The sequence below is a fragment of the Streptomyces sp. NPDC110618 genome (assembly GCF_055657065.1).
The window spans coordinates 1-19,223 of the sequence record NZ_JBVKBN010000006.1 but is presented as its reverse complement, the minus strand read 5'-3'; the positions used below and the strand labels follow the sequence as shown (position 1 = coordinate 19,223).

The window sequence follows — 19,223 nt, the reverse complement described above, 5'->3', positions numbered from 1 at the left end:
CGAGCCAGCCACCGCGGTGCCGTACCACGGCATCGGCCCGGACAGTGACGATCTTGGCGTCCCGCACGCTGAACGAATCATGAGCGCAGCGCAAAGGCGGGTCTGAGTGTTCCGCCTCTCCGAACGGTCCTGGACGATCCTCGGCGTCCTCGTCGTGGGCCTGTTGCTGCTGACGTACGTCGGCAGCACCGACGAGGAGGAGCCCGCGTCCACACAGCGGCGGACAGCACCGGCCCAGCCGTTGCGGGACATCCCGCTTCCGGGCGGTGGCACGGCCCTGCTGTCGCAGTGCGGTGACAACGACGGATGGCGACCGCAGCCGCGCGGAGCCGGAGAGCGCGACATCGACCCGCAGATGGCCCTGACCAGTTACGGAGCCTTCGACCCGGGCTCGAAGGCGAAGGGCTCGGCCCACTTCACCGTGCACGTGGCGATACGAACGGCCGCCAGGCCCCTGCTGCTCCCCGCGCCGCTGCCGAAAGGCCGCGTCACCCTCGATGTCCACGGCCCGCACGGGGAGGGCCGTCGCGCCTCCGCCCGCGGACTCACCGCGACCGTCGTGGACAGCGACTTCGAGGGCAAGCCGGTCGAACCCCCGGCCTCCGGGCGGTTTCGCGTCGCGCCCGGCAAGCCGTTGCTGCTGGACGTGGAACTGCCCGCCGCCGCCCTGTGCCCCGGCTACGACCTGTTCGGCGTCGGCGGGTGCGAGCCCGAGCACACCAACGACGTCGAGGACTGCCCGGCGCTCGTGCTCGCCCTCGCCGACCCCGCGATCCGTGCGTACCGCGCCGAAGGGAAGGGAGGCGCCGCCGCATCCTTCAGCGACCGACTCGTCGCGCTCTTCTAGGAGCCGAACGTCTCCGAGGTGTGAGGCCGCTCGTGCCTCCAACGGGCTGCTAGGACCGCGTCGCCCTGCGGCAACTCTCGTCATCGGAGGCACCCTCGGCGACCGGCCCGCTGCGGTCGTACGGATCGATCTCCTCGCTGTTCTCGTCCGCCCCGCCCTCCGTGCCGAAGGGCGGGGTGAAGTACCCGGTGGAGTCGCCGCAACCGCCGTTGGTGACGTCGTACTTGTAGGAGACGACCGAGAACGTGCCCGGCTCGGTGACCACCTTGTCGGGGTCGTCCCAGCTCACCACCAGCTCGCGCCGCACGATGGTGCGCAGGACCTCGTTGCCGCCGTCGGCCGGCCTGACCGGATAGACGAAGGTGACGTCGGCGGTCACCTGGAGCGCGCCGCGCTCGCCCTCCTCGTACGAGAGTCGGCCCCGGGTCTTGACGATGTCGCCGACCAGGCGGGTGCCGGACGGCTCGAAGCGGCTGAAGAGGAGGAGCGGGTCGCTGTCCTCGCTCGGTGCCCGGAAAGCGGCGCTCAGGAGGTCCTGGACGTCCTTCTGGTGCGGATTGATCAGCGCGATGGCGTCCTTGGGCCGCTCCCCGCGCAGTACCCCGCGGTCCAGTCCGGCCGCCACGAGGAAGTCCCGGGTGCGCGCGAGGGCCTGCCCGACCTCCCCCTCGCTCATCCAGCCCACAGGCTCGGCCTTCGGCACGGTTATCCCGTCGGCCCCGTTCGCCCAGCGTGCCGCAGGTGAGCCGCGGAACGGCTCGTCCACGGTGGGGCGTTGAGCGGTGTCCGTGGGGGGCGCCTGGGTCGGCCGGCTGGTCTCGGCCGCCGCCGGAGTGGAGTCGGAGCCGGAGAACAGGTCCAGGGCCCGCCCCGGCGCGAGCGCCACCACCAGCAGCATGAGCGCGGCGACGAAGCCGGCGACGTACCAGCCCGTGCGCCGCTTGGGCTGGGCCGGCGTGTAGCTGCGCCAGCCCCCCGTGCCCCGGTCGGGTTCGGCGCGCAGCCGCTGGGCCACCTCACGTGCCCGCGCCGACGGCTCCTTGGGCGCGTCGGCGGCACCGGCCACCGACTCGCGGAGGAACCGCTCCCACTCCTCGTCCGACCTGGACGATCCGTCCGGTGCCGTACCCGAGCCCATGGCCCACCCCTCGGTGCTCACCACACTGCGTCCCTCCCCTGAGACGCGTCGGCATCATGGCACGCGGCACTGACAGTACGTCCGGGAGGGTGAGCGATGAGTTCGGGCGGCGGAGAGAGTCTGCCCTGGCATGACACGCATCATCGCTGACATCTCCGTCTCGCTCGACGGCTTCGTCACCGGGCCCGACCCCGGCCCGGACAACGGCCTGGGCACCGGCGGCGAGGCCCTGCACACCTGGGCGTTCTCCGACGACCCCGACGACCGCCGCGTCCTGCGCGAGGCCACCGCCCGCTCCGGTTCCGTGGTGCTCGGCCGCCGTCTCTTCGACGTGGTCGACGGCCCGCAGGGCTGGGACGACACCGTCGGCTACGGCGCCGGCGAGGTCGGCAAGCCCTCCTTCGTCGTCGTCACGAGCTCACCGCCCACGACGGTGCGTACCGTCAACCTCGACTGGACCTTCGTGACCACCGGCATCGCCGACGCCGTCACCACGGCACGCGAGCTGGCCGAGACGGCGTCGAAGGCCCGCGGCAGCGACCTCGACGCCGTCCTCATGGGCGGTGGCGCCGTCATCCGCTCCGCGATCGAGGCCGGGCTGGTCGACGTGCTGTCCGTGCACCTCGCGCCCGTCGTACTCGGCGCAGGGACACCCCTGTTCACCGGCGGAGCGCCACGCACGCTGGTGCAGCGGAGCGTGCTCGCGACCTCCACCGCGACGCACTTGGTCTATGACATCGCGCGGTGAGGTGGGCGGTGCGGAGGACCGGGAACAAGCCGCCTCGCAAGGGCACGGGGAAAATCGATTGGCAGCGCGCCCGCTTTGCCTTACCGTCACCCGCGATATGGAGATGTCCTTCCGGAAGCTGCCGGACAACCAGCACGAACTCCTGGTCCGCGACCGCAAGGGGCCGGACGTCAGACTGCCCGCCCAGCCCACGGGCCCGACCATGCCGCACGACTTGGTCCACGCCGTCGTGGAGACCGCCCTCGGCATCGACGACGGGTTCTGGGGCGCGATGGCGCGCGGCGCCACGTTCCAGGGCTTCGAGCTCATCAACCCCGGTCGCCACCGCCGTTCCGGACTGAAGGTGCTGCGCCGGGGCGGCGACGCCGTCATGGCCGCCGAGATGTCGGTGAACTGGGCCTACCGGGTCTGGAGCGGCCTGCCCACGGAAGGCCGGGGCATCGGCCGCGCACCGATCGGCGAGGACGCCCTGGCCAGGACGGGACCCCGCCTGGACGCGGCCGCGGCCCGCTGGGCAGCGGTACCCGAGGGCGGAGAGCTCCTCTGGCGCTGGGGCGTGGACCGCTAGACGGTGTCCGACCCCGGGCCGACCGCCTGGGAAGACATGGCCGCACGCTCGGCCGCGCTGCGCAGCACGCAGAACTCATTGCCCTCCGGGTCGGCCAGGACGGCCCAGCCGGATCCGTCGGGTTCCCGGCGATCGGCGACGAGAGCGGCTCCGAGGTCCAGCAGCCGCTGGACCTCCTCCTCGCGGGCGGTCTCGGGGCGCAGGCACAGGTGGATCCGGTTCTTGACCGTCTTCGGCTCCGGCACCTGGTTGAAGTACAGGTGCGGGCCGTCCGGCAGGACCACCGCGGTCTCCGCGTCCCCCGGCTCGCTCTCCGGGTCCATCGGACAACCGAGCACCTCGCTCCAGAACCGAGCCAGCGCGTAGGCATCCGCACAGTCGATCGCGACGTTCTGCACCACCGAAACCATGCGCGCGATCCTGCCCGCGGTGCCGTTCGGTCAGCAAGTCATATACGGATTCAACCCGGTGCGGTGAACGTGGGGCCGGGCGGCTCGCGTGCCGGTTGTGGGAAGATCGCGCCGTGACTGTCACCCTCCACGACTTCGACGGGGACTACTCCCTGACATGCGCTGCCGGCGGCCTGCCCGCCGATGCCGCGGTAGTGGCCGCCGGACACGAGCCGAGCGGCTACTTCTGGGAGGGCCTCGTCCAGTTCGGCTGGCCGGACCTCGCCGAACGCCTCGACTTCGACAGCGAGAGCGGCATGTTCTGCGCGCGCGGAAAGCTGAGCGACCTGACCGAGCTGAAGGCCACCCTTGAGTTCGTGCTCTCCAGCCCCAGCGAAGTCCGCCAGCTCATCGCCCGCGCCGAGACGGCCGGGTTTGAATTCGACGACTAGGTTCGCCGTCCACGGTTCGTGGTCCATCCGCCACATGCCGTGATGCCCTGCCCTGAGAGTGACCCCCGGCGAGCCCAGTGATGAGTTTCCGCGCCCCCGCCCGTCACACCTACGACAGGACACGACGAGGCGGAAGGATGACGTGATGAGCGCGGACACGCGGCTGGAGGAACCGGGCGTGAGCGGACTGGGCGAGGTCGACGAGGCGGCGTTCTCCGAGCTGGCGGAGCGGCACCGGCGGGAACTGCACGTGCACTGCTACCGGATGCTCGGGTCGTTCGAGGACGCCGAGGACACCGTGCAGGAGACGTTCCTGCGGGCCTGGCGGCGCCGGGAGACGTTCGAGGGACGGTCCACGTTCCGGGCCTGGCTGTACGGCATCGCCACCAACGCCTGCCTCGACCTGCTCGCCAAGCACCGCCCCGAGCCCGCGACCGGCGGCGAGGTCCTGTGGCTCCAGCCGTACCCGGACCGCTTGCTCGACGAGGTCCCCGCGGGCGGCGCAGACGAGCCGGAAGCCGTCGCCGTGGCCCGGGAGACCATCGAGCTGGCGTACCTGGTCGCGGTCCAGCACCTGGCACCGCGCCCCCGCGCCGTACTGATCCTGCGCGACGTGCTCGGCTGGCCCGCGAAGCAGGTCGCGGCGCTCCTCGGCGACTCCGTCAACTCCGTGAACAGCGCCCTCCAGCGGGCCCGCGCCGGCATGCGGGAGCACCTGCCCGCCGAGCGCCAGGACTGGACCGGCGGCGAGGAGGACGCGCGGACGCGTGATCTGGTACGCCGCTACACCGACGCCAGCGTGGCCACGGACATCCCGGCCATCGCGGCCATGCTGCGCGACGACGTCCGCTGCTCGATGCCGCCCACACCGGGCCTGTACATCGGCCGCGACACCGTCGTCAGCAACTGGATCGAGGAGGGCTTCGAGGGCATCAAGGGTCTGCGCGGTGTCCCCACCGCCGTGAACCGCCGGCCCGCCATCGCCTTCTACATCTGGCAGGAGGAGCAGAGCGCGTACCTGCCGCTCACGATCGACGTCCTGCGCATCACCGACGGAGCGATCGCCGAGATCACCACGTTCCACGCCGACCGGTTCCCCCGCCTGGGGCTGCCCGAGCGCCTGCCGGCGGACGGCACCGAGTAACACCGGCCCGCGAACGACGGAGTAACGCCATGAACGCCATGCCCGAGACGGGCGTCATCGCCGACCGTGCCGCCACCCGACCCCACCGCCTCCGCGGCCTCGCCACCACCGGCCTCACGGCCGCGCTCGCGGCAGCCGCGGTCACCACTCTCGCCGCCGCCCTCGCCCGAGCCGCCGGCGTCGACTTCGAGGTTCCCGACGGGGCCGAGGCGATCCCGCTCGGTGGGTTCGCCGTTGTGACCGGGTTCTGCTCGGCCGTGGGCGTCGCCATCGCCGTAGCACTCCTGCGCCGGAGCGCCCGCCCCGCCGAGCGATTCCTGTGGATCACCGTGTCCCTGACGGTGATCTCGCTGCTCCCGCCCCTCCTCGGCGGCGCCGACACCGCGACCACCACCGCGCTGCTGGGCCTGCACCTCCTCCCCGCCGCGGTGATGATCCCCACCCTCACGCGCGCGCTGCGCGCCCGGAGCACGTGACGTCAGGCAGAGCTCCCTCCGCCGACGTCCCGCACGGCGAGGAGCTCGATCGCCGCCCCCGACGCTTCCAGCAGCGGCGCCGCGGCCGCCCGCCGAGGATCGGACCGGTAGGCGTCGAAGGCTTCGAACCGCCCCTCCGGCAGCCGTGCGAGCATCAGGAAGGCGATGGTCATGGATGTCCTCTCGCGGGGCGGGTCAGCCGGACGCGCGCTGTGCGCGAGAGGCATCCTGCCTCAGCAACTCCCGCCCCTCCCAAGGGCTTACGTCTCCCCGAAAGCCGTCCGCCAGATCTCCGCAGCGGTCTCCTCCGCCGTCTCGGTCGGCGCCGGTTCACTCGGCAGCAACGCGGGCACGGACGTGTTCTTCTTCTCGCCGGGCCGGTCGGCGAAGAGCGTGACCGTCAGGGCGAGCCGGTGGTCCATCCCGGTGGACCACACCGTCCGGCGGGTGATCCCGCCGCCCGCGCCCGCCGTGAAGAAGTCCCGCGCATCGCTCGGCAGGGAGGAGGCCTTGGGTGTCGGCCACATGCGCATGGCCTCCTGCACGGTCCAAGCCTCCTTCTCGTTCATCGCACGACGCGTGTCGGGGCGGGCCGTGTAGACCGTCCGCCCGTCCCGGCTGATCTTCGCGACCGTGTACGGAGCCGCGTACACCCCGTTCGCCGCCGCCGTCGCGTACGCCGAGGTCAGTTTCAGCGGAGTCGGGGCCGCGGTCCTCGGCAGTACGTCCAACGGGGCGCCGAGGCGGACCTGACGGAAGGGGTCCAGTGCCGCCCCCGCCTCCACCGACCCGGCCACCGCGTCGTTGAACGGCTGGCGGGCGTAGTCCGATCCGCCGAACAGCAGCCGCACCGCCCCGTCGTCGGGCTCGATCGCCACGACTGCGGTGTGCAGCCGGGTGCCCTCGCGGCCCTTGATGCCCTTCACCAGCTCGGTCGTGGCGTCCTGGAGCGCCAGATCGAAAGTGGTCCGCACGGTGTAGCCGCCGCGCGCCAACTGGTCCTCGGTGATACCGAGCCGGTCCGCGGCCTCCTTCGCGGCCACGTCGATCATGTACTGCCGCTGCCCCTCGGTCGCTCCGGGCGGATAGAACCGGAACGGCGGGAACACGGCCTCGGCGCGCTGCTCCGCCGAAATGCTGCCGCTCGCCGCCATCGCGTCGAGCACCCACTCCCAGCGGTGCCTGAGCCGCGCGCTCACCTTCGGATCCGAGCCCGCCTTCTCGTAGTACGACGGAATGTTGACGATCGCCGCCAGCGCCGCGCCCTGGGACACGGTCAGGCTCCGGGCGTCCACGCCGAAGTAGCCGCGCGCGGCGGCCTGGATGCCCGCCGAACCCCGGCCGAAGTACACCGTGTTGAGATAGCCGGCCAGGATCTCGTCCTTGGAGTGGGTGCGATCGAGCTTGACCGCGATCAGCGCCTCGCGCACTTTGCGCGACAATGACTGCTCCGGGGTCAGCAGCGCGTTCTTCACGTACTGCTGCGTGATGGTGGACCCGCCCTGCCGCTCCCCACCGGTCAGCGAGGCCAGCGTCGCGCGGGCGATGGCACGCGGGGAGACCCCGTCGTCGGTGCGGAAGGAGCGGTTCTCGGCCGCGATCACCGCGTCCTGGACGTATCGCGGGACCTGCGACAGGGGCACCTCCTGACGGTTGACGGGGCCGCGGCGCCCCAGGGGGGAGCCCTTGGCATCGGTGAAGACCGTGCTCTGGGTGACGGTCTCCGGGTGCGGTTCGGGGATGTCCGTCAGGTGGTACATGACGACCACCGTCGCGCACAGTGCCGCGATCAGCACCAGCAGGGCGACGGCCGCGCGGCGCAGCCGACGGCCCCGGGTGCGCCGGAGACGGCGGCGGAGCGGGATGCGCGGGCGGTAGCGGTGCGCGCGCTTCGTACGGGTCGGCGTGTAGGGCCGGTTCTCGGCGGGCGGCTCGGCCTGAGCGGGCGGTTCCTGGTCCGGGGAGGATGCGTGCACGGGGGGCCTTTCACACTTGCAGGGGGCGCGACGAAGGGGAATCGGGGGCTTTTCCGCGCTTCATCTGCCGGCGTCGGAACGCGCGACTGCCTTGCCCGCCGCGTCGTACACCGTGACCGTCGGACCGCCCTCGGCGAGGCTCGCCTTCAGCGCCGTCGAGGACAAGGGCGCCCGCGCGTACCAGACTCCCCAGCCCGGGCTGCCGGCCAGGGTGAGGACCGTGCCTGTGACCTTGATGTCTCCGACGGACGCCTCGACACGCCCCGGAGCGGTGGACAAGCCGTGGTAGAGGCCGGACAGGAAGAAGCTGTCGTCCAGCGGCTCCAACTGCGCCGAGACACGCGGCTTCTTGTCGTCGGCCTTCTCGTGGGCGTTCTCACCGGTGATGTCCTCGGCCAGGCCCAGGAACTGATGGGAGCTCAGCGGTGTCGACCAGTGCTTGCCCCTGTCGGTCAGCCACAGCCGCACGCCGCGCACGGCCTCCACCCGCTCGCCCGGCGTCACGATCCGCACCGGGCTCGACGCCGCGCCCTCCGCGGCCGACCCCGACCCGCCCGAATCGCCGCCGCCCCCGAACCGATCGGCGGCCAGGACAGCCGACGGGCCGAGCACCAGCGCACACGCGACGACGACCGCCCCGACGCGACGGCGGCGCAGGGCACGGCCCCGCTGCTCGATCGCGTCGAGCGGAACCGCGCCGGGGAGAACTTCGGCGGCGAGTAGCGCCCGCAGTCGCTCCGGGCCACCCCCGCAGGCCAGGCATCCCAGTCGGGCGAGGCTCTTGACCGCGCGCACCGAGCACCCGAGCATCTGGGCGACCTCCGCCTCGCGCAGGCCCTCCCGGTGCAGCAGCACCAGCACGACGCGTTGCCGTGCGGACAGAGAGCCCAGCCCTTCCGGGGACGGGCCGTGTGCCCGGCGCGCCCCGCGCAGATACGCCCTGACCAGGGACCGCCGTACATAGAAGTCCACGTCGTCCCGCGGTATCCGCCGCCACCGCGCGCACACGCCCACCAGGGTGTCGCGCGCCAACTCCGTGGCCTCCTGTGCGTCGCCGCAGAGGAGGTGCGCGGTGGTGACCAGGCGGGGCCAGTGCTGTTGCGCGTAGGGGGCGAAGTCGTTGTGACGGTACGGCACTTGCTCGGCCCTCACTACGCCCAGCAGCCGTTGACCGTGGCGGCGAGACCGTCGAGGGCGTCCTTGACGGCTCCCGGGGCCGCGGGGGAGTCGTTCTCGATGAAGGAGAAGATCTTCCAGTTCCCGTCCTTGGCCTTGGTCAGGCCGCTGAGCCCGATCGCGCCGGTGAGTGTGCCCGTCTTGGCCTTGACCCGGCCGACGGCGCAGCTGGAGTCCGCGGTGTCGAAGCGACCCCATTCGGGCCCGAGGGTGCTGCCCGCCTCACCCGCCACGGGCAGCCCGTCCACGACGTACTTCAAGGTGCCGGTGTGGCGCGGGTCGGAGGCCACGTCGAGGATGCCGGCGATGGTCCGTGCCGGGATGCGGTTGGCGCGCGAGAGACCGCTGCCGTCGTGCATCACGAAGTCGCGCAGGGAGATGCCGTACTGGGTGAGGACGTCGCGTACGGCCGCGGTGCCGCCCTCGAAGGTGGCCGGGCGACCGGCGGCCGGCGCGGTCGTCCTGAGCAGTGACTCGGCGATGTCGTTGTCGCTCACCTTGAGCATGTGTTTGACGATGACGGACAGCTGGTCGGACTGATGCCGGGCCACCATGGTGTCGCCGCTGCCCGCCGTGCCACGGGTGACACTGCCGTTGACGGTGACGCCTTGCTGGGTGAGGAGCTGGGCGAAGGTCCGTCCGGCGTCCAGGGAGGTGTCCGTGACATGGCGGCCGTTCACCACCAAGGCCCGTACCGGGGCGACGCTGTCCGGGTAGTAGCCGCTGTTCCAGCCGGTGGCGAGCGTGGGTCCGGGGAAGAGGCTGTCGTCGACCCGGACGCTCACCGAGGTGACACCCGCGTCGCGCAGGCCCGAGGCCGCCGCCGCGGCGAGCTCGGTGAGGTCACCGGTGGTGAGCGTACGGTCCCCGCCGCCGACCAGGGTGAGCGTGCCGGCACTGTGGACGACCTTCGTGGTGAACCGGTGCTCGGGCCCGAGCACCTTCAACGCGGCGGTGGCGGTGGCGAGTTTGGTGTTGGACGCGGGCATCAGCGCCGTGGTCGCGTCGTGACCCCATACGGTCCTGCCGGACTCCGCGTCGATGACGACACCGCTCAGCCTGTCGCCCAACCGGGCGTCCTGCGCACGCGAGTTGAGATCCGCCGCGATCCTCCGCTCCGTGGGGTTGAGCACGGCGGCCCCGGTCCCGGACTTCTCCGCGGCGAAGGCGGACGGACCCGCCAGGAGCGTCCCGGCGACCGGCGCGGCGAGAGCGACAACGGCCGCCCGGCGCACGGCGGGGCTCGGGTGCTTGGGCTTGCGGTGCCGTCCGCCGGCGCGGAAAGCGTGGAGGGAAGTGGGCATGCGAGAGCCTCTGCGAGGTGGGGGACAGGGGACGCCTGCTGTGAATCTTGAACGCGAAGCTAGGCACGAGTTCTTAGGTTTCTGTGAGCGAACGGCAAAGGATTGCCGCCGACGGCCGCCCGGTCGGCCGCGCGCACCGGAGGAGCATGCGCAACAAGACAAGGACGGCTTGCCGGCGACGAACCGGCGTTGAAGCGCTGTCCCGGTTATGCGTACGCTGCTCAGCCGTAAGGGAGCCGAGCCGCCCAAAAGGTGTGCAGGGACTGCCTCGTGGAGCCGCGCTGCGCCATGCGGCGAGCAGCGCATCGACCGCAGTGGCCCACTGGTGCCGCACACCGAGGACGCGACAGCCGGACACCCTTGCCCCCGTGCACCACCGAGAACGATCCGCACACCCCACCCGCGAACGCCCGACAGAGAAGGTGATCCCGCCCCGTGCCCGACTTAGCGCACCGCCCCACCGCCGTCGTCGTCGGAGCCGGTGCGAGCGGCCTGCTGGCCGCCGCCGCGCTCGCCGATACGGCAGACGTCGTCCTCGTCGAGCGCGACCGCCTGCCGGACGGCCCCCTGCCGCGCAGGGGCGTCCCCCAGGCGCGGCACGCACACATGGTGTGGAGCGGCGGTGTGGCCGCCTTGGGCCAACTGCTGCCCGGCGTCGTCGACGAGTTGGTGACCCGGGGCGGACGCCTGGCCCACATCATGGGCGACATGGTGTCCCGGGCGCCGAACGAGGTGTGGTTCCGCCGATTCCTCGCCAATCACCACCGCAACCTGATCTGCTCCCGCGACCTGCTGGACGCGGTCCTGCGCGAGCGGGTGTTCGCGGACAGGCACGTCACTGTGCTCCAGAACACCGCGGTACGGGGACTGGAGGGCGACGCCACCCGCGTCACCGGCGTCCGTGTCGACGGCGGAGGTGCCCGCTCCACGCTCAGGGCGGACCTGGTGGTCGACGCCTCCGGACGCGGCTCCCGTACGCCGCGATGGCTCGGCGAGCTGGGGCTGCCGAGGGTTCCCGAACGGCGGGTCGACGCCGGTGTCGTCTACGCGACCCGCCTGTTCCGCGCCCCGCACGGCACCGCCGGGCACGGTTTCCCCCTCGTCAACGTCCAGCCCAACCCCGGCAAGGCGCCGGGGCAGGGCGGCATCATCCTGCCGATCGAGAACGCCCGGTGGATCGTCACGCTGTCCGGCACGCGCGGCGGCGAACCCACCAAAGACCCCGACGCTTTCACCGACTTCGCGTTCGGCCTCGGCGATCCGGTCATCGGCGAACTCCTCAAGGGGGCCGAGCCCTTCAGTGACGTTGCCATCACCCGGTCCACGGCCAACCACCGCCGCTACTACGAGAAGGCCAAGCGCTGGCCCGACGGCTTCCTCGTCCTCGGCGACGCCGTCGCCGGCTACAACCCCGTCTACGGCCACGGCCTGACGGTCGCCGCCCAATGCGCCTTGGCTGTCCGGGACATGGTGCGCGCCACCCGGCTCACCGCGCCTGGCGTTGCCCGGCGCCTGCAGCGAGCCGTCGCACGCCCGGTGAGCGCCGCGTGGGACCTGGGAGTGGGACAGGACGCCTTCTACCCGGGCGCCACCGACACCCCACCCAAGGCGACGGAGCGGCTGCTGGCCCGCTTCGTTGACCGCGCGGTCGAGACCGGCGCCACCCATCCTCGCGCGCTCGGCGCCCTGTTGGACGTGATGGGCCTGGAGAAGCCCGCGACCCGGCTGTTCTCACCGGACATGCTCGTCCCCATGCTCTTCGGTCCGCGGAAACCACGGCTCCAGGGCCCGCCGCTGAGTGAGGCGGAACGCCGGACGGCGGCCTGCTGACGGGCCACGCGTCGGACACCCGCCCGGGCAGCAGCCCGAAGCGCCCCTCACCACCATGGCCGAATCCCTCAACCCCCCAACAGGTGACCAGCAGTGAGTGCCAAGGAGATGAAGGCCCTGCTCGCGGAGCTCGGCAAGGCGGCGGCACAGCGGATCACGCGGCCGGCCGAACCGCACACGCTGATGCACGCCTTCTGCGACGCCATGAGCGAGCGCCGCGACCGGCCCGTCCGGCTGATCCTCAGCGCGTTCCCCGCGGACCTTGAGGTGTCGGGCGCGCGGCTGGACTGCGGGGGCCACTCCGTCATCGTCGTCGAGGAACGCGCCACACCTACCGCGCAGTTGGTCATCCTGGGGCACGAACTGTGGCACGAGGAGAAGGAGGACCGCGGCCACCACCTCACGGGCGGCGCGCCGCGTGCGGCGGCCCGCACGCACGGTACCTACCGGACGACGGAAGATCTGCGACACGCCCTGGACCGCATCCTCACCGGGCACCGAGTACCCCGCGACGCCCTCCTCACGATCGCCGCCCGCGCCCGGTCCCACGAGGAGACCGAGCAGGCCGCGGAGACGTTCGGCCTGCTCTTCGGCCGAGCGGTACGCCCCTGGATGACAGGTCCGCACGCACAGGGCCCGGTGAACGCCGCGACCGTCGCAGGCCGCATCAGCCTGTCCCTGACCAGCCGCAACCGGCAGATCCTGTGAACCACCCGCTGTACCTCCCACCCGCGGTCCTGCTGCTCACCGGCCTCGCCGTGAAGGCCCCCTCGATCACCCGGTCCTGGAAGGACCCCAATTCCCGGGCCACTTGGTTCGTCCTGCTGTGCGCGGCGGCGGTATTCATCTCGGTGATGCCCGGCAACATCCGCCGCATCAACAGCATCACCGGCGTACCGAACTTCGCGGCGCCCTGGACGTACTCCCTCATCAACGCGTTCTGCGGCGCCTGCCTCACCATGATCATCACCTGGCGCGAGGAACCCTCACCCCGCCGCACCCGGAGAATCGCCTGGGCCTGGACCGGCTACGGCAGCGTCATCGCGGCCCTGTGGCTCACCTTCCTGCTGGCCGAGGTGCCCAGCGAACGCGTCTACGACCTGGACACGTACTACGCCACAACCCCTTGGATGCGCGAGCACATCGTCCTCTACCTGCTCGGCTACCTCACCTCGACCGTCGTGTCCGCCTGGATGATCCGGACCTGGATCCCCCACGTCAGCGGCCACTGGCTCAAGACCGGCCTGATCTGCCTCCAGTCCGGCTACGCCCTGGGCGTCGCCTTCGTCGCGGCCAAAGCCCTTGCCATCGCGGCCCGTTGGGCGGGCGCGGACTGGGACACCCTCAACACCGGGGCGGCACCCCTGTTCGCCCTCCTGGGAGGCTCTCTGGTTGCCGTGGGCTTCATCCTCCCCGTAGCGGGCCCGTTCCTCCAGACCAGGCTCAGGGACCAAATCCTGCACTGGTCCCTGCTCCCGCTCTGCCGCGCCGTCGAGTCGGTCGCACCTTCCTCGGCCAAAGCCAAGGTCAGCAGATTCGCCCCCGTGGACCTCCGCCTGATGCAACGCCAACAACACATCACGGACGCCCTCCTGCGCCTGGCCCCCTATTTCGACGAAACCCTGTACCACCAGGCATACGAACAGGCGGCCACCCAGCACGACGCGAACACGTCCCGCGCCCTGGCCGGAGCCGCAGCCCTACGCGCCGCCCTGGACGCCTACGCCCACCGCCGCCCCCGCACCCAGGACACTCACACCCCACGGATCGGCCCCGCGATCACCGACCACCTCGCCCCGATCTCCCGAGCCATGACCCGCCCACACCGAGCCGAAGCCCTCCTCCACAACCTGCCCCACGACCTGGCTCAACGAGCCCCGTAGCCGGCCGCCGGACCAGCCGGGTCCTGCGGGGGCACCGGCCAGGCCTGGGGGCGATGCCGCCTGGTGACAGCCGGTACCTTCTTGATCGCGGTCGTTCATGACCGAGCATGCGGGCAGCCTCCCGTGGGGAGCCGGGAGGCTATGCGGGCTCTGCTGTGCGGGGGACGCACAGCAGGGCTCCGCCAAGGGACCCCACCCGGGGGAGTGGTGGGGTGCCCGCCCGCACACCATGCACCAAGAACCAGCCACTGCGATAGATCACGGCTGAAAGTAGTTGGGGAAGGTGAGCCTCGCTCCAGGACACCGATGCCACCCCTGCTCCGTGCGTCCCCCCACCCGACAGAATCGGTGCGGTAAATGTCGGGTGGCCGTGCCCGTCCGCACCGCACGATGGGGCCATGGACGACAACACCTTGGTAACCCGTTTCCTGCGCGACGGCTTCGTGAAGCTGGAGGGTGCCGTCGCGCCGCGCGTGGCCGCGGACTGCACGCGCCTGCTGTGGCGGGAGACCGGCTGCGACCCGGACGACCCGTCGACATGGACGCAGCCCGTGCACTGGGTGGGCGGCCTGGCCCAGGGCCCGTTCGCCGCGGCACCCAATTCACCGGAACTGCACCACGCGTACGACCTGCTCGTCGGCCCTGGCCGCTGGGAGCCGCGCTACTCACTCGGCACGTTCCCGCTCCGGTTCCCGCACGAGGAGGAGCCGGACGACGCGGGATGGCACATCGAGGGCAGCTACCTGCCGGACGGGGAGAGCTGGTACTTCACGAATCTGCACTCCCGCGGCAGGGCACTGCTGATGCTGTTCCTCTTCAGCGAGGTCGGCGAGCAGGACGCCCCGACGCGGATCAGAGTGGGCTCCCACCTCGACGTACCGAAGGTGTTGGAGAAGTACGGCGAGGACGGTGCGAGCGGGCTGACCCTCGCCCCGGACATCACCGCGGCGTCCGAACACCGCCCTGTCGTCCTCGCCACCGGAAGCCCGGGCGACGTCTTCCTCTGCCACCCGTTCCTGGTGCACGCGGCACAACCGCACCACGGCACCCGCCCGCGCTTCCTGGCCCAGCCACCGCTGATGCCGGCCACGCCGTACGAACTGGAGCGGGCGGACGGCGCGTACTCTCCCGTGGAGACAGCGATCCGCCTGGGTCTCGGAAGGGAAGCCGCAGGCCACAGCGCCGCCGAGGAGTGATCCACGCGTGAGCGGCTCAAGGGAGAGAAGCGAGGGAAGCTGGTCGTGCTGGAGCGGCTCAACCAAGCCCTGGACCACATCGAGCGGCACCTCGACCAGGCTCTCGACGTGACGGACCTGGCCCGTATCGCGGCCACCTCGGAGCACCACCTGCGCCGGATGTTCTCCGCGCTCGCCGGCATGCCGCTGTCGGAGTACATCCGGCGCCGTCGCCTCACCGTGGCGGGTGCCGACGTACTGGCGGGGCGCGACACCTTGCTGGAGATCGCGGTGCGCTACGGCTACAGCTCCACCGAGGCGTTCACCCGGGCGTTCCGGGCCATGCACGGCATCGGACCGGGCGAGGCACGGCGTACCGGCGCGGCGCTCAACTCCCAGTCCCGGATGGCCTTTCGCCTCACCACCGAAGGAAGCAGCACCATGCGGTACCGCATCGTGGAGAAGGAAGCCTTCCGCGTCGTCGGGCTCAAGACGCGGGTGCCCCTGGTGCACAGGGGCCCGAACCAGGCGATCATGTCCTTTGTCCGCGGGATCGCCCCCGAGACCCTCGACCGCCTGGGGAAACTGTCGGACCAGGAGCCGCACGGCATCGTCGCGGTCTGCGACGACCTGGACCCCAGCCGCGCCGAGGGCACCGAACTCGACTACTACCAGGCCGTGATCACCGGCGCACCGGCCCCCGAGGGGACGGCGACGCTCGCCGTCCCCGCCGGTACCTGGGCGGTCTTCACCACATCCGGTCCGGCACCGCAGGCGATCCAGGAGCTGTGGCGGGACGCGTTCACGGAGTGGTTCCCCTCCAACCCGTACCGCACCCGCCCGGGCCCGGAGATCCTGCGCACCCGCCTGTCCGCGGACGGAACCGAGGCCGACGCCGAGCTGTGGCTCGCCGTGGAGCCCGAGCAGGGCTGAGCGTCACCACGGCAGGAGCAGTGCGCACGCGGCGCCGGGAGGGCTGTCGCGTTGCTCAGTCGCAGCAGCAGCAGTCGCAGCACTTGCACGGGTTGCAGCAGCCCCCGCCGTCGCAGCAGCCGCCGGAATCCCCGCCCGAGCCGCCGGACCCCCGGCCGCCCCCGCCCGAACCGCCGGAGCCCCCCGACCAGCCGCCCCCGCCGGAATTGCCGGAGCCTCCGGACCAACCGTCGCCGCCCGATCCGTCCCGGCCCGACCCGTCCTTACCGGAACCGCCACGGCCGCCCGAGCCCTCGCGGAAGCCGCCACCGCCGCCTTCACCGGTCTGCCACGGCTCGAAGTCGTCCGGCCCTTCGTCGTCGCTGCAGATGCAGCAGTTGCGGCACAACCGGCAGTCACGGCACAGCTCACGCCACTGGCCGCATCTGCGGCACTCTCCGTCGGAGGACCGCCGCGACGCCATGCGGCCGTCGGCGGGTGCCGTACCCGTGAGTGCCCCGACACCGCAGGTCGAGCCCGTCCCGGAGTCGCTCCCCGGGAGGGCCCCGGTCGTCGTACGGCGTCCCAGGAAGGGAAGCAGGCGCGTGGCCCGTGTCTGGTGGCGGTGCTCGTGGTGATGGTGCCGTGGGTCGAAGACACGGTCCACGGCGCGCTCCAGCTCGCCGCCCAGCAGTGCCCGTGCCAGCCGGCCGTCGGTGAACGCGACGTCGGACAGGGCGAGCTGAATCCCGTGGACGGCGTCGTCGCAGAGCCGGCGCACGTCGGTGCGGGTGGCGCCGGTCGCGGCGATCGGGTTCCACGCGCCGGACGCCCGGTCCGCGTCCAGGTCCTCCACCGCGTCCAGCAGATGCGCCAGCCGCCCGAACAGCCGGCCGGCCTCGGCCAGCGGCTCGGTGTTCCCGGGGCGACCGGCGAGGACGGCGGTGTGCGCGAAGGCGGCGGCGGTCGCCGTCTCGGTCGGTTCGGTCACGGCGAGCAGCGAGTCGCCGGTACCGGTGCGGCGTTCGATCTGCGCCTGCCGCTCGACCGCGTCCAGCAGCACCGCGGTGTCGAAACCGAGCCCCTGGCCGCCCACGGCCCCGGCCCGCTCCCAGCCGTCGGCAATCCTGCGCGCCGCCAGCGTCACCGGCCGACGGCCGAACAGCCCGTCGCCGTCGGCCACATGGTCACGTACCTTCGCGGCGGCCAGCACCAGCGACACCGTCGCCGCCAGCCGCGCACCCTCGCCCTGCGCGACATCCGCCGACCGCATCCCCCGCAGGGGGCACGGACCGGCACCGCGCCGCCAGTCACCGGTGCGCTCGGACTGCGCCTCGGTGAGCACCGACACGATCAACCCGTCGTAGTTGGTGGCGACCCGGGCGAACTGCCCGTACTCACCGCGCAGCGCCAGGCACAGCCCGCACAGATGCGCCATCCACTCGGTGCGCATGCCTTCGCCGAGGCGATGACGGCAGGGCCTGATGATTCCGAACATCGACGTTCTCCCCCGTAGTTCACAGCTGCCAGGACACAGCCAGACGGACGGCGCCGCACCGGCCCTACGACTATGTGCGGCACTGGACCGCCCGTCACCCGACGGGCGACATGTTAAGGCCTGTCCGTACGGGTGTTTGCCCTTCCCCGTCCGACCACGGATGGGATACCTTCGACGCCGCCGTGCATGGCCGTGAACCGGGGAGGTGAGACCGATCAACACCACGACAGGTCGGGCCTCCCTCGCTCGCATGGCCTAGGGAGCCCGCAAGGTACCCCGAAAGGCTCACCACGCTATGCGCCTGACGTCGGACACATGCTCCGAAGGCATCCGCGAACAGCTCTTCTCCCTCAACGACATCCCCGGCGTCCTGTGGACACCGGAACAGGCCGCCGGTACCCGTCCCCTGATCCTGATGGGGCACGGCGGCGGGCGGCACAAGAAGGACCCCGAGATCCTGGTCCTGGCCCACCGTTTCGCGACCGAATGCGGTTTCGCCGCGGTGGCGGTCGACGTCCCCAACCACGGGGACCGGCCCGTGGACTCGGCATACGACCGCATCGCGACCGAGATCCCGGCGCGCGTCGAGGCCGGAGAGGAACTGGCCACCCTCATCGCCGACTTCCAGGCCCTGGTCGCCCGCCGGACGGTACCGGAGTGGCGGACCGTCCTGGACGCGGTCCAACAACTCACCCACGTCGGCACCGGACCGGTGGGCTACTGGGGCGTCTCCCTCGGCTGCGGCCTCGGAGTCCCCTTCCTCGCGGCCGAACCCCGTGTCCGTGCAGCGGTGTTGGGCCTGGGCGGCGCCCCGACCCTGCACGCGGCCGCGGCACGGATCACGATCCCGGTGGAGTTCCTGGTGCAGTGGGACGACGAACGCGTGCCGCGAGAGGAGAGCCTGGCCCTGTTCGACGCGTTCGCCTCGACCGACAAGTCGCTGCACGTGAACCCGGGCAAGCACGGCGACCTTCCCGGATGGGAGCTGGACAGCTCGGTGGAGTTCTTCGCCCGTCATCTCCGCTGACGCGGCCCGCTGCGTGAACGGCGCCCCGGGACGGCCGTGGCCCGCGGGCCGGTCCGTAAACGAGGGTGGTCCGGAGGTCACCTGAAGTGGCGGACTGACCCGGTCACGCGGCGCGCCGCCGCACGTCCGTCCTGTTCGGGCGACTCGGCCCAGGCCGGGCGGCCGCCCGAACGCGTAACCAATAGGTTACGCTTCCGGCGTGGACGAACTCAGCGAGGTGGCCGACGCCATAGCCGACCCGGTGCGCCGGGAGATCCTGACCATGCTGCGCCGGTCCACGCTGACGGCAGGCGACATAGCCGCCCGGTTCGCCATCAGCAGGCCGGCCGTGAGCCGGCACCTGCGCGTCCTGCGGGAGAGCGGCCTGGTCAGGGACGAGCAGCTCGGCCGCCACCGGCACTACTCCCTGGTTCCCTCCCGCCTGGGCGACCTCGCCGCCTGGCTCGCCCAGTTCGCCGACCCCCGGCCCGACGCCTGGACGCAGCGGCTGGCCGCGCTGGAGACCGAGGTCCACCGCACGCGACGGGACCGGAGGCGGGCCGAATCGCCGGGCGACCAGCAGGCAGCACCCCACCCCAAGGAGGACGCTGCCTAATGCTGTTGTCAAGCCACGAGACGAAGAGGCGGCCGGGCCTCGTAGGGGCGACGGTCGCGCAGGATGGCGTAGAGAACGTTGATCT

20 protein-coding genes are annotated in these 19,223 nt (G+C 71.8%); 13 read left to right on the top strand and 7 right to left on the bottom strand.

From position 1 onward, the window contains the following. Positions 1-106 precede the first annotated feature (106 nt). Positions 107-847: a hypothetical protein gene (locus tag ACZ7L7_RS13340; protein WP_472075827.1), complete on the top strand. Its 741-nt coding sequence runs from the start codon at positions 107-109 to the stop codon at positions 845-847. A 49-nt stretch (positions 848-896) separates the two neighbouring features. On the opposite strand, the gene ACZ7L7_RS13335 is transcribed toward ACZ7L7_RS13340, so the two are convergent. Continuing rightward, positions 897-1,985, bottom strand: a complete 1,089-nt coding sequence (locus tag ACZ7L7_RS13335; protein WP_472076035.1) for a hypothetical protein — start codon at positions 1,983-1,985, stop codon at positions 897-899. A gap of 130 nt (positions 1,986-2,115) precedes the next feature. Here ACZ7L7_RS13335 and ACZ7L7_RS13330 point away from each other — a divergent pair, with 130 nt between their 5' ends. Together ACZ7L7_RS13330 and ACZ7L7_RS13325 are read left to right on the top strand one after the other, a co-directional pair. Next, positions 2,116-2,733, top strand: a complete 618-nt coding sequence (locus tag ACZ7L7_RS13330; RefSeq protein WP_285516734.1) for a dihydrofolate reductase family protein — start codon at positions 2,116-2,118, stop codon at positions 2,731-2,733. Positions 2,734-2,830: 97 nt separating this feature from the next. Beyond that, entirely contained in the window at positions 2,831-3,301 is a 471-nt protein-coding gene (locus ACZ7L7_RS13325; protein ID WP_285516735.1) for a hypothetical protein, read from the top strand. On the opposite strand, the gene ACZ7L7_RS13320 is transcribed toward ACZ7L7_RS13325, so the two are convergent. Continuing rightward, positions 3,298-3,711: a VOC family protein gene (locus ACZ7L7_RS13320; RefSeq protein ID WP_285516736.1), complete on the bottom strand. Its 414-nt coding sequence runs from the start codon at positions 3,709-3,711 to the stop codon at positions 3,298-3,300. The genes ACZ7L7_RS13325 and ACZ7L7_RS13320 overlap by 4 nt on opposite strands. 113 nt (positions 3,712-3,824) lie before the next feature. Here ACZ7L7_RS13320 and ACZ7L7_RS13315 point away from each other — a divergent pair, with 113 nt between their 5' ends. The 3 genes from ACZ7L7_RS13315 (at position 3,825) to ACZ7L7_RS13305 (ending at position 5,762) form a co-directional block, all read left to right on the top strand. Beyond that, on the top strand, positions 3,825-4,142 hold the full coding sequence (locus ACZ7L7_RS13315; RefSeq protein ID WP_285516737.1) for an Imm51 family immunity protein: 318 nt from the start codon (positions 3,825-3,827) through the stop codon (positions 4,140-4,142). A gap of 145 nt (positions 4,143-4,287) precedes the next feature. Next, positions 4,288-5,286: an RNA polymerase subunit sigma-70 gene (locus tag ACZ7L7_RS13310; RefSeq protein WP_285516738.1), complete on the top strand. Its 999-nt coding sequence runs from the start codon at positions 4,288-4,290 to the stop codon at positions 5,284-5,286. Positions 5,287-5,315: 29 nt separating this feature from the next. Next, a complete protein-coding gene (locus ACZ7L7_RS13305) occupies positions 5,316-5,762 on the top strand; it encodes a DUF6069 family protein (protein WP_285516739.1) in 447 nt (148 codons plus the stop codon). A 2-nt stretch (positions 5,763-5,764) separates the two neighbouring features. Here the strand turns inward: ACZ7L7_RS13305 and ACZ7L7_RS13300 are convergent, their stop codons facing one another. The 4 genes from ACZ7L7_RS13300 to dacB all read right to left on the bottom strand — a co-directional run bounded on the left by ACZ7L7_RS13300 (position 5,765) and on the right by dacB (position 10,218). Beyond that, positions 5,765-5,935 (bottom strand): hypothetical protein, encoded by a 171-nt coding sequence (locus ACZ7L7_RS13300; protein WP_285516740.1) that lies wholly within the window; start codon positions 5,933-5,935, stop codon positions 5,765-5,767. 87 nt (positions 5,936-6,022) lie between these two features. Further along, a complete protein-coding gene (locus ACZ7L7_RS13295; RefSeq protein ID WP_453602401.1) occupies positions 6,023-7,627 on the bottom strand; it encodes a transglycosylase domain-containing protein in 1,605 nt (534 codons plus the stop codon). A 171-nt stretch (positions 7,628-7,798) separates the two neighbouring features. Next, positions 7,799-8,875 carry a sigma factor-like helix-turn-helix DNA-binding protein gene (locus ACZ7L7_RS13290; protein WP_285516742.1) on the bottom strand — a complete coding sequence of 359 codons (1,077 nt, stop codon included), beginning with the start codon at positions 8,873-8,875 and terminating at the stop codon, positions 7,799-7,801. Between the two features lie 14 nt (positions 8,876-8,889). Next, on the bottom strand, positions 8,890-10,218 hold the full coding sequence (dacB, locus tag ACZ7L7_RS13285; RefSeq protein WP_453602370.1) for a D-alanyl-D-alanine carboxypeptidase/D-alanyl-D-alanine endopeptidase: 1,329 nt from the start codon (positions 10,216-10,218) through the stop codon (positions 8,890-8,892). A gap of 435 nt (positions 10,219-10,653) precedes the next feature. Here dacB and ACZ7L7_RS13280 point away from each other — a divergent pair, with 435 nt between their 5' ends. The 5 genes from ACZ7L7_RS13280 to ACZ7L7_RS13260 all read left to right on the top strand — a co-directional run bounded on the left by ACZ7L7_RS13280 (position 10,654) and on the right by ACZ7L7_RS13260 (position 16,039). Further along, entirely contained in the window at positions 10,654-12,048 is a 1,395-nt protein-coding gene (locus ACZ7L7_RS13280) for an NAD(P)/FAD-dependent oxidoreductase (RefSeq protein ID WP_285516744.1), read from the top strand. A 93-nt stretch (positions 12,049-12,141) separates the two neighbouring features. Next, on the top strand, positions 12,142-12,756 hold the full coding sequence (locus ACZ7L7_RS13275; protein ID WP_285516745.1) for a toxin: 615 nt from the start codon (positions 12,142-12,144) through the stop codon (positions 12,754-12,756). Next, the gene (locus ACZ7L7_RS13270; RefSeq protein ID WP_471592459.1) at positions 12,753-13,931 is read left to right on the top strand and encodes an MAB_1171c family putative transporter; all 1,179 of its coding nucleotides are present in this window, start codon (positions 12,753-12,755) and stop codon (positions 13,929-13,931) included. The genes ACZ7L7_RS13275 and ACZ7L7_RS13270 overlap by 4 nt, the downstream gene beginning before the upstream one ends. Before the next feature lie 398 nt (positions 13,932-14,329). Continuing rightward, entirely contained in the window at positions 14,330-15,127 is a 798-nt protein-coding gene (locus ACZ7L7_RS13265) for a phytanoyl-CoA dioxygenase family protein (RefSeq protein WP_471592458.1), read from the top strand. Between the two features lie 45 nt (positions 15,128-15,172). Continuing rightward, positions 15,173-16,039: an AraC family transcriptional regulator gene (locus ACZ7L7_RS13260; protein ID WP_453602380.1), complete on the top strand. Its 867-nt coding sequence runs from the start codon at positions 15,173-15,175 to the stop codon at positions 16,037-16,039. Positions 16,040-16,094: 55 nt separating this feature from the next. Here ACZ7L7_RS13260 and ACZ7L7_RS13255 read toward each other — a convergent pair whose 3' ends face one another. Beyond that, on the bottom strand, positions 16,095-17,516 hold the full coding sequence (locus ACZ7L7_RS13255) for a DUF5685 family protein (RefSeq protein WP_472075822.1): 1,422 nt from the start codon (positions 17,514-17,516) through the stop codon (positions 16,095-16,097). Positions 17,517-17,811: 295 nt separating this feature from the next. Here ACZ7L7_RS13255 and ACZ7L7_RS13250 point away from each other — a divergent pair, with 295 nt between their 5' ends. Beyond that, the gene (locus tag ACZ7L7_RS13250) at positions 17,812-18,543 is read left to right on the top strand and encodes a dienelactone hydrolase family protein (protein WP_472075820.1); all 732 of its coding nucleotides are present in this window, start codon (positions 17,812-17,814) and stop codon (positions 18,541-18,543) included. Between the two features lie 199 nt (positions 18,544-18,742). Continuing rightward, a complete protein-coding gene (locus ACZ7L7_RS13245; protein WP_285516750.1) occupies positions 18,743-19,138 on the top strand; it encodes a metalloregulator ArsR/SmtB family transcription factor in 396 nt (131 codons plus the stop codon). The last annotated feature ends 85 nt before the right edge of the window (positions 19,139-19,223 follow it).

What these genes read in the sequence shown, in the direction of transcription:
- ACZ7L7_RS13335 (WP_472076035.1), bottom strand. Translation starts at nt 1,985, where the DNA reads ATGGGCTCGGGTACGGCACCGGACGGATCGTCCAGGTCGGACGAGGAG.
- ACZ7L7_RS13330 (WP_285516734.1), top strand. Translation starts at nt 2,116, where the DNA reads ATGACACGCATCATCGCTGACATCTCCGTCTCGCTCGACGGCTTCGTC.
- ACZ7L7_RS13325 (WP_285516735.1), top strand. Translation starts at nt 2,831, where the DNA reads ATGGAGATGTCCTTCCGGAAGCTGCCGGACAACCAGCACGAACTCCTG.
- ACZ7L7_RS13320 (WP_285516736.1), bottom strand. Translation starts at nt 3,711, where the DNA reads ATGGTTTCGGTGGTGCAGAACGTCGCGATCGACTGTGCGGATGCCTAC.
- ACZ7L7_RS13310 (WP_285516738.1), top strand. Translation starts at nt 4,288, where the DNA reads ATGAGCGCGGACACGCGGCTGGAGGAACCGGGCGTGAGCGGACTGGGC.
- ACZ7L7_RS13305 (WP_285516739.1), top strand. Translation starts at nt 5,316, where the DNA reads ATGAACGCCATGCCCGAGACGGGCGTCATCGCCGACCGTGCCGCCACC.
- ACZ7L7_RS13300 (WP_285516740.1), bottom strand. Translation starts at nt 5,935, where the DNA reads ATGACCATCGCCTTCCTGATGCTCGCACGGCTGCCGGAGGGGCGGTTC.
- dacB (WP_453602370.1), bottom strand. Translation starts at nt 10,218, where the DNA reads ATGCCCACTTCCCTCCACGCTTTCCGCGCCGGCGGACGGCACCGCAAG.
- ACZ7L7_RS13265 (WP_471592458.1), top strand. Translation starts at nt 14,330, where the DNA reads ATGGACGACAACACCTTGGTAACCCGTTTCCTGCGCGACGGCTTCGTG.
- ACZ7L7_RS13255 (WP_472075822.1), bottom strand. Translation starts at nt 17,516, where the DNA reads ATGTTCGGAATCATCAGGCCCTGCCGTCATCGCCTCGGCGAAGGCATG.
- ACZ7L7_RS13250 (WP_472075820.1), top strand. Translation starts at nt 17,812, where the DNA reads ATGCGCCTGACGTCGGACACATGCTCCGAAGGCATCCGCGAACAGCTC.